The organism is Pseudomonas meliae (assembly GCF_001400515.1).
Classification (GTDB): Bacteria; Pseudomonadota; Gammaproteobacteria; order Pseudomonadales; family Pseudomonadaceae; genus Aquipseudomonas; species Aquipseudomonas amygdali.
Genome location: NZ_LJQT01000074.1, coordinates 45,795 through 54,150, shown reverse-complemented (window position 1 = coordinate 54,150; position 8,356 = coordinate 45,795). Strand labels below are relative to the sequence as shown.

At 60.0% G+C, this 8,356-nt stretch carries 9 protein-coding genes; 6 read left to right on the top strand and 3 right to left on the bottom strand.

The features are described 5' to 3' along the window. Positions 1-174 precede the first annotated feature (174 nt). From ALO64_RS03395 to purM, 3 genes are read right to left on the bottom strand one after another with little or no spacing between them, the layout of a single operon-like run. The gene (locus tag ALO64_RS03395) at positions 175-888 is read right to left on the bottom strand and encodes a DUF3108 domain-containing protein (protein WP_004665988.1); all 714 of its coding nucleotides are present in this window, start codon (positions 886-888) and stop codon (positions 175-177) included. An 8-nt stretch (positions 889-896) separates the two neighbouring features. After that, entirely contained in the window at positions 897-1,547 is a 651-nt protein-coding gene (gene purN, locus ALO64_RS03390; RefSeq protein ID WP_005783262.1) for a phosphoribosylglycinamide formyltransferase, read from the bottom strand. After that, positions 1,547-2,605 carry a phosphoribosylformylglycinamidine cyclo-ligase gene (gene purM, locus ALO64_RS03385; protein WP_044343364.1) on the bottom strand — a complete coding sequence of 353 codons (1,059 nt, stop codon included), beginning with the start codon at positions 2,603-2,605 and terminating at the stop codon, positions 1,547-1,549. The genes purN and purM overlap by 1 nt, the downstream gene beginning before the upstream one ends. Positions 2,606-2,947: 342 nt before the next feature. Between purM and ALO64_RS03380 the strand changes: the two genes are divergently transcribed. From ALO64_RS03380 to ALO64_RS03355, 6 genes are all read left to right on the top strand, one after another. Beyond that, entirely contained in the window at positions 2,948-4,051 is a 1,104-nt protein-coding gene (locus ALO64_RS03380; protein ID WP_044323584.1) for a DUF2066 domain-containing protein, read from the top strand. A 38-nt stretch (positions 4,052-4,089) separates the two neighbouring features. Then, entirely contained in the window at positions 4,090-5,163 is a 1,074-nt protein-coding gene (locus tag ALO64_RS03375; protein ID WP_002554608.1) for an AI-2E family transporter, read from the top strand. Positions 5,164-5,380: 217 nt separating this feature from the next. Continuing rightward, positions 5,381-6,085 (top strand): DnaA regulatory inactivator Hda, encoded by a 705-nt coding sequence (gene hda / locus ALO64_RS03370; RefSeq protein ID WP_002554607.1) that lies wholly within the window; start codon positions 5,381-5,383, stop codon positions 6,083-6,085. Then, positions 6,079-6,843, top strand: coding sequence for an NAD-dependent deacylase (locus ALO64_RS03365; RefSeq protein WP_044343363.1), 765 nt, complete (start codon positions 6,079-6,081; stop codon positions 6,841-6,843). Before hda ends, ALO64_RS03365 begins: the two co-directional genes overlap by 7 nt. A gap of 75 nt (positions 6,844-6,918) precedes the next feature. Next, positions 6,919-7,641, top strand: a complete 723-nt coding sequence (locus ALO64_RS03360) for a C40 family peptidase (protein ID WP_004667826.1) — start codon at positions 6,919-6,921, stop codon at positions 7,639-7,641. 121 nt (positions 7,642-7,762) lie between these two features. Continuing rightward, positions 7,763-8,293, top strand: a complete 531-nt coding sequence (locus ALO64_RS03355) for a C40 family peptidase (RefSeq protein WP_044343362.1) — start codon at positions 7,763-7,765, stop codon at positions 8,291-8,293. Positions 8,294-8,356: the final 63 nt, after the last annotated feature.

Here is an 8,356-nt window from a genome sequence, read left to right as displayed (position 1 = left end):
GACGCAGAGCGTCACGACAGACATTCCCACGCTGGAGCGTGAGGAACGGTAATTCAACTATCGTGCGACGCTCCGCGTCGGCATGCCGTTCTGGACGCTCTGCGTCCTCTTGTTTGCAGCCAATAAAAAGCCCCGCTAATAAGCGGGGCTCTGTATGGCAAGCGGTCAGGGCAATCAGCTGCCTTTGACGGCCTTGCCGTTCACGGTGCCGTCGAGCAGCACGATGTTGTATTCCTTACCGTCGGTTTCGACCTGTTGCAGGCGCACTAGCAGGTAATCCCAGTCCTTGGCGAACCACAGCACGGTGGTGCGCTTGCTTTGCGTCGGGTCACGCACGCGCTCGACCTTGATCGCATCGACCTGGCCAGTCTTGGTGGTAACCTTTTCCGAGCCCAGTACGCGGAAGTCGTAGGTGTCTACTTCATCACCGTCGACCACCTGGTAGCTCATGCTCTTCTTGCCATCAGCGATGTCGTGTTGCAACGCCAGCTGATACGTGGACTTGTCGAGGATGCCACGGTTGAGCGGCAGCTTGATCGCATCGCCACGGTCGGTGCCGGTGACGAACTTGGTGTTCCAGTCGAACGCCAGATCAACCTTCTTGGATTTGCCCAGGCCGCTGCGCTCGAAGCTGTAGGTCTGTGGCAGCAAGGTTTCCTTGTCGACCTTCAGTGTGCTGACTTCCGTCAGGCTGGCAATCATCATCGAGGCCTTGAAGCTCAGGGTCCAGGTGCCATTGGCTCCTGCTTCCAGGCTGCGTTCAGCCGTGCCGCTCATGGGCAGCTGTTTCCAGTCGGCGGTGTAGCTGGCGGAGAAAGGTTGAAGGTCTGCGGCCTGTACGGCAGGCAAGGCGAGCAGAGCGAAAGCGAAGAGCAGAGCGCGACGCATAGTATCTCCTAATGTCGAATCAGATGGCCGCTGGCCGGGAGTAACTGGCTATCGAGTAACGCACCTTGTTCACCAAGGCTCAGTCGGCCCTCGGCAAACCAGCGAATGGCCAGTGGGTAAATACGGTGCTCTTGAACATGGACCCGTTGCGCGAGCGTTGTGGGCGTGTCGTGCAACTGTACCGAAATAACTGCCTGTACGACCAGTGGGCCGCCATCGAGTTCCTCGGTGACGAAATGCACGCTGCAGCCATGCTCGGCGTCACCAGCCTCCAGCGCACGCTTGTGCGTGTGCAAGCCTTTGTAACGCGGCAGCAGGGAAGGGTGAATATTCAGAAGGCGACCATGGAAATGGCGCACGAAGCCTGCGCTGAGAATGCGCATGAACCCGGCCAGTACCACCAACTGTGGCTGGAAAGTGTCGATCAGTTCGATCAGCGCTGCATCGAAGGCTTCGCGGCCTTCATAAGCAGTGTGATCCAGCACGCAGGCTTCGATGCCTGCATCCCTGGCGCGTTGCAGGCCGAACGCATCGGCGCGGTTGGAAATCACCGCGCGGATGCGGACCGGGCTGGACCCGTCCTTGAAACTGTCGATCATCGCTTGCAGGTTGCCGCCGGTGCCGGACAGCAGCACCACGACATCGCAGGTGGCTGGCATCAATGCGCCTTGAGGTTTTTCAGCTCGACTTGTGCTGCACCTTCGGCAGCGGTAGCGATCTGACCGATCACCCATGGCTGCTCGCCAGCTTCGCGCAGAACCTTCAACGCGGCTTCAACGTGTTCCTGAGCAACGCAGATGACCATGCCCACGCCGCAGTTCAGCACGCGGTGCATTTCGTTTTCTGCGACGTTGCCTTGCTGCTGCAGCCAGTCGAACACGGTCGGACGCTGCCAGCTGGCAACATCGACAACGGCCTGAGCGCCCTGCGGCAGAACACGCGGGATGTTGTCGAGCAGGCCGCCACCGGTGATGTGGGCCATGGCCTTGACCGCGCCGGTTTCCTTGATCAGCTTGAGCAGCGGCTTGACGTAGATGCGGGTTGGCGCCATCAGCAGCTCGGTCAATGGCTTGCCGTCCAGCTGAATGCTTTCGATATCGGCACCGGCCACTTCGATGATCTTGCGGATCAGCGAATAACCGTTGGAGTGCGGGCCGGACGATGGCAGGGCCAGCAGGGCATCACCGGCAGCGACTTTCGAACCGTCGATGATCTCGGCCTTTTCCACGACGCCGACGCAGAAGCCAGCCAGGTCGTAGTCTTCGCCTTCGTACATGCCCGGCATTTCAGCGGTTTCGCCGCCGACCAGCGAGCAGCCAGCCAGTTCGCAGCCAGCGCCGATGCCGGTGATGACCTGGGCAGCGGTGTCGACGTTCAGTTTGCCGGTGGCGTAGTAATCAAGGAAGAACAAAGGCTCTGCGCCGCAGACCACCAGATCGTTGACGCACATGGCGACCAGATCGATGCCGATGGTGTCGTGCTTGTTCAGGTTCAGGGCCAGACGCAGCTTGGTGCCCACGCCGTCGGTGCCGGAAACCAGAACTGGTTGCTTGTAGCCGGCCGGGATTTCGCAGAGGGCGCCGAAGCCTCCCAGGCCGCCCATGACTTCCGGACGCTTGGTGCGCTTGGCGACGCTCTTGATGCGTTCGACCAATGCTTCACCGGCGTCGATGTCTACACCGGCGTCTTTATAGCTCAGGGAGGGTTGCTTGCTCATAAAAAATCCAGGCCTTTAGGGGGGATTCGGAGGTATCGACCGCTGCGTTGGGACCCGTTCAGCACCGCGCTGTCATGCGGTGGTAATGTTGGGCCGTGGCGATTGCCGGTCTGCGAAGGCGCGCGATTTTATCAGGCTTGCTCCCCAGGGGCCATCCTTGCGCCGACAACAGGGCGGTGTTGCGCCAAATAAACCTGATCCGGCAGCTCCGGTCAGTGCGAGTGCCGCCGTTTAAGGTGTACTTTATGCGCAAATTGAATGATTGGTGGTTCAAGGCTGTCCCAGACTTGTACACCTCCTGAAACAGCTTCTTTTTATTTTTTTTCCGTTCGGGAACTGTCCATGCGTTTTTCCAGAGTTCTTCTAGTCGGCTGTCTGTCCCTGATCAGCCTCCCCAGCCTTGCCGAAACGGTCAGCAACCTTTATCAGGTCCGCGAGCCGGTGACTGGCCAGTCGCCCGATGAGCGCACACGGGCCACCCAGGTCGCGGTCGAAACGCTGGTGCTGCGCCTGACCGGCGACGCCAAGGCCGCGCAGGGTTCGGCCATCGCCGCGCTGCGCAAAGACCCGCAACAAATTATCAGCCAGTACGGCTACGAGGCCGGTCCGCCGGAAACCCTGCTGGTGGACTTCGATCCAGCGACCACAGACCGTGCGTTGCGTGATGCGGGCCTGTCGATCTGGGGCAGCAATCGCCCGTCGATCCTTGGCTGGTGGCTGAACGACTCGGTCGAAGGCTCGAATCTGGTCGGTGACGGTCAGGCTGCCGCCGAACCGCTGCGCCGCGCTGCGCAACACCGCGGTTTGCCGCTGCGTCTGCCGCTGGCTGATTTGAGCGAGCAGGGCGTCGGTAACGCCAAGACACTGGAAGGCACTGATGCCGCACCGCTCAAGGAAGCCTCCGAGCGTTACGGTGCTGACGCGATACTGGCGGTGCACGCCAAGGAAGATGCAGGCCAGTGGCAGGGCAAATGGCGCTTGTGGCTGGGTGATCAGCGTGAGCAGGGCACCGCGACCGGGGCTACTTCCGAAGCCTTGGCAGACGCTGTGCTGCTGTCGGTCAGCCAGCGTCTGGCTCCACGTTTCGTCGCCAAGCCCGGTGCCTCGACGGGCCTGTTGGTGCAGGTTCAGGGCATGACACTGGAGCGCTATGCACAACTGCTTCAGTTACTTGATCCGTTCGGCGTGCGTCTGAGTTCTGTTGACGGCGATAAAGTGGTGTTTGAGGTCAGTGGCAGCACCGATCAGCTACGCTCGCAGTTGTCGCTGGCCAAATTGCAGGAAGTGCCCGCAGCCGAGGCAGCCGCTGCCGCAACGCCGCCTGCTGCGCCTGTCGATGCGACTGCGCCGGTTGCGCCAGCCAATGGAGCTGCTGCTGTTCCGGCACCTGCGCCCGCAGCGATGATTGTTCCGGCGTCTGCACCACAGCTTTATTTCCGCTGGTAAACCGGCAAAGCGCTTTTCCATTGGATTGAGGGATGTTGATGACTGATACACGGCGTTGGTTCTGGATCGGCGGCCTGGCCTTGCTGGTCGCATTCGTGGTGCTGTTGCACACGATCCTCACCCCTTTTCTGGTGGCGCTGCTGCTGGCCTACATGGGCGATCCACTGGTGGATCGTCTTGAGCGCGCCGGGCTGTCCAGAACCTTGAGCGTGGTGGCGGTGTTCGGTCTGTTCACGCTGGTGCTGATGGCCTTGCTGCTGGTGCTGGTGCCGATGCTGGCCAAGCAGTTGTTTCGTCTTTATGAGCTGGCCCCGCAGATCCTCGACTGGCTGCAACACTCGGCGTTGCCGTGGGTGCAGGCCAAGTTCGGGCTGGCAGACGGGTTCTGGAAGTTCGACAAGATCAAGGCAGCCATCTCCGAACACATGGGGCAGGCCGGGGATATCGTCTCTGTCGTGCTGTCCCAGGCTACGGCGTCCAGCCTGGCGCTGATCGGCTGGCTGACCAATCTGGTGCTGATTCCGGTGGTGTGTTTCTACCTGTTGCGTGACTGGGACATCATGACCGGCAAGATCCGCGGTCTGCTGCCACGTCAGCGTGAAGGTCAAATCGTCAAGCTGGCGGGCGAGTGCCACGAGGTGCTGGGCGCGTTCATACGTGGGCAGTTGCTGGTCATGGTCGGTCTCGGAGTGATCTACGCGGCCGGTCTGATGCTGGTCGGGCTGGAACTGGGCCTGTTGATCGGGGTGATCGCCGGTCTGGCTGCCATCGTGCCTTATATGGGCTTTGTGATCGGCATTGGTTCGGCGCTGGTCGCCGGGTTGTTCCAGTTTGGCGGCGACCTGTACCCGATGATGGGGATTGTTGCGGTGTTCATGATCGGTCAGGCCCTCGAAGGTATGGTGCTGACGCCATTACTGGTAGGGGATCGCATCGGTCTGCACCCGGTGGCGGTGATCTTCGCGATTCTGGCGGGTGGCGAGCTGTTCGGTTTCACCGGCATTCTGCTGGCGTTGCCGGTCGCTGCAGTGATCATGGTGCTGGTGCGCCACATGCACGACGTTTATAAAGACTCGGAAATCTATGCAGGTGCGGAAGATCCCGAGCTGTAAGGGCATCGCACGCCTCTTCACTGCCCGGTGAAGAGGCTTGTGCAGGCAATGCATGCATCACCTCAAAACGCCCTTTCTCGACCCGCGCTTTACGCACCCTGACGCAAACCTTTGATTTTGCTTGAGGTCTGTCGCATTGTGCGACCCGCTTCACGGGTATAAACTTTGCGCTCTTTACACAGAGGCCCTTGACGGTTTGCATGAGCCGTTAGTCAGCATGAAACCGATTCAGCTGCCCCTGAGTGTGCGTCTGCGTGATGACGCCACTTTCGTCAATTACTATCCAGGCGCCAATGCCGCTGCACTCGGCTATGTCGAGCGGCTGTGCGAAGCCGACGCTGGGTGGACGGAAAGCCTCATCTATCTGTGGGGCAAGGATGGAGTAGGGCGCACGCACCTGCTTCAGGCTGCGTGCCTGCGTTTCGAGCAGCTGGGCGAACCTGCGGTGTATCTGCCGCTTGCCGAAGTTATCGATGAAGGTATCGAGCTGTTCGACCATCTTGAACAGTACGAACTGGTGTGCCTGGATGACCTGCAAGCCATTGTCGGCAAGCCGGAGTGGGAAGAAGCCCTGTTTCACCTGTTCAACCGTTTGCGTGACAGCGGGCGTCGTCTGCTCATAGCAGCGTCCAAATCGCCCCGCGAACTGCCGGTCAAACTCCCCGATCTGAAATCCCGTCTGACCATGGCTCTGGTATTCCAGATGCGTGGCCTGTCCGACGAAGACAAGCTGCGTGCGCTGCAACTGCGTGCGTCACGGCGCGGCCTGCACCTCACCGATGAGGTAGGCCATTTCATTTTGACGCGTGGTACGCGCAGCATGAGCGCTCTGTTCGAATTGCTTGAGCGCCTTGATCAAGCGTCACTCCAGGAAAAGCGCAAGCTGACCATTCCCTTCCTTAAAGAGACGCTGGGGTGGTAGATCAGGCGCTGTTGATGCAAACGGCGGCAGCCTTGCGCCATGCACAACGGATTCTGGTGATCACCGGGGCAGGCCTGTCGGCTGATTCGGGCCTGCCGACCTATCGCGGCGTCGGCGGGCTGTACAACGGCAAGACCGACGACGGCCTGCCTATAGAGATGGCCTTGTCCGGGCCCATGCTGCGCCGTGACCCCAAGCTGTGCTGGAAGTACATCGCTGAACTGGGCAGGGCGTGTCTGGGTGGCGAGCCGAATATCGCGCATTACGCCATCGCCCAGTTGCAGCGCATCAAGCCCGAGTGCTGGGTGCTGACCCAGAATGTCGACGGCTATCACCGCGCCGCTGGCAGCCCGCCGGAACGCCTGATCGAAATTCACGGGCAACTCTCGCCACTGTTTTGCCAATCCTGTGGCGCTGAAGATCCGCAATTGAGTGAGCACTTGCAGCGTCCTTTGCCCTCTTTATGCCCGGCATGTAGTGGCGTTATGCGACCGCCCGTCGTTCTTTTTCAGGAAATGCTCCCTGAAAAGGCACTGGAAACACTGTATGAACAACTGGCTAAAGGCTATGACGCAGTCCTGAGTATCGGTACCACGGCAAGCTTCCCCTACATTCACGAACCTGTCATTCGCACCAGAGTTTCCGGGGGTTTTACGGCGGAAATCAATCCGCAGCCGACCGATCACAGCGCGCAGATGGACGTCTTTTTGCAGTGCCGGGCAGCACATGTCATGGCGGAACTCATAAGTCACATCTAGTTCGATTGAATTTGCAAATCACCTTCATAAAAGGCATAGTCTCGCCATCTTAACTAGTCAGCCACGGTTGTGCCCATGCAGGTTGTTCGCTTCGCACCCCTCGTGCCTCTCGCACTCGTTACATTCCTCTTCGGTTGCTCGGCCAATATGCCGGTCGCACAGCAAGAACAGGCTCAGCCCGTTGCTCGTTATCAGAGCGCGGCAAACGCTCAGTCCGCAGCACGTCGCGCCGACGCCGCAGCCTTGCAGGACGAGATTGCCACCGAAGACGAGCTTGCTCACTTCGCCGACAACAAGTCCTACCAACTGCCGGTTCTGGCCGACAGCATTCTGGAACGTGGCAAGTCCCTGATCGGCACGCGTTACAAGTTCGGCGGCACGTCGACTTCCTCGGGTTTCGATTGCAGCGGCTTCATTGGTTATCTGTTTCGCGAAGAGGCTGGCATGAGCCTGCCGCGCTCCACGCGTGAAATGATCAACGTTGACGCACCGCTGGTATCGCGCAAAAACCTTCAGCCTGGCGATGTACTGTTCTTCAGTACCCGTGGCCGTGGTCGCGTAAGCCATGCAGCGATCTACGCCGGTAATCAGCAGTTCATTCACTCCAGCAGCCGTCGCAGTGGCGGTGTACGCATCGACAGCCTCGATGACGCCTACTGGAGCAAGACGTTTATCGAGGCCAAGCGGCCTCTGGCAATGGCGCCAGGTACAGTCGCTGTGAAGTCGACGCCTGATGCCGCGCAGACAACAGCGATGACTTCGACTACAGTCAAGACCGCGCCAAAGCGGCGTAAATAAAATAGAACGCGCAGAACAAGACCTTCGGGTCTTTCTGCGTTTTTGAGCTTCTCGGCAGCGTAAGCCGCATCCGGATAGGTTGTTGTGGTTATGTCGATTGCGTTGCGCCTGATAGTCATCTCTGTTGCTGCGTTGCTGCGTTGCTGCGTTGCTGGGTGCTTGCGCCAGCGCGCCGCCACCGCCCAAAGCACCCCGGATCGTTCAGCGTCCGGTGGTCACTGCTCCCCCTCAGATTCTTTCTCCGGCTGCCGAAGACGTGCTGTTTCGTGCGTTGGGGCTGGTTGGCACGCCTTATCGCTGGGGTGGCAACACGCCTGACTCCGGTTTTGATTGCAGCGGTCTTATAGGTTATGTCTATCGTGATGCCGCGGGCATTTCCCTGCCGCGTTCCACGCGCGAGATGATCGTGATGGGTGCGCCGAATATCCGTCGCGAGCAATTGCAGTCAGGAGATCTGGTGTTCTTCGCCACCTCGGGCGGCTCGCAGGTGTCCCACGCGGGCATCTACGTCGGCGAAGGCCGCTTCGTACATGCCCCGGCCAGCGGCGGCACGGTCAAGCTCGACAGCCTCGACAAGCCTTACTGGCAGAAAGCCTACCTCAACGCCAAGCGCGTCATTCAGCCGTCCAGTCTGGCGCAGATTCGGCCATAGCGCGTCGCCTGCTCGCGGTCTGACCAGAACTTATCGTGCGACGCTCCGCGTCGCATGCCTTTC